The 422-nt window shown below is 31.5% G+C and carries 1 pseudogene; it reads right to left on the minus strand.

What is annotated here, in order from left to right:
• Positions 1 to 374: pseudogene (locus tag ACSG5Z_RS29720) on the minus strand (response regulator); the annotation flags it as partial.
• Positions 375 to 422 lie beyond the last annotated feature (48 nt).

A 422-nucleotide genomic window follows, 5' to 3' on the forward strand; every position in this document is an offset into this window, starting at 1 on the left:
ATGATAGGCTGTTGTATGAAATAAGAAGGGATAGTTTCTTTATATACAACAACACAATCAGCATTATTTATGTTGTCGAAAATTTGAATGGAGGCATTTTGAAGTACCTCAGGGATAGTACCAATTATATAAATTTTAAGTAATTGATCATCCTGTTTAAAGGAAAGCATCATTTCTGTGATATGCTCGACTACATCGTAGACAGAGCTAGAATCTTTTAACGTTGTAGATAATTGTTGTAAATCCTTTTGTAATTGATAGAATCCTAATGTTTCAGCCAGGCTAATTAAGTTGTTTATGTAGCTTGTAAGTTGCTGAAGGTTATAAATGTGATATTTTTGTTTCAGCCAATCTTTATAAATTAAATCCAGCATAGTGACCTCCTTATACTATTTAAGACGTCTAGATGTGCATATCCATCT

Source organism: Bacillus pretiosus, assembly GCF_051294775.1.
GTDB classification, from domain to species: Bacteria; Bacillota; Bacilli; order Bacillales; family Bacillaceae_G; genus Bacillus_A; species Bacillus_A wiedmannii.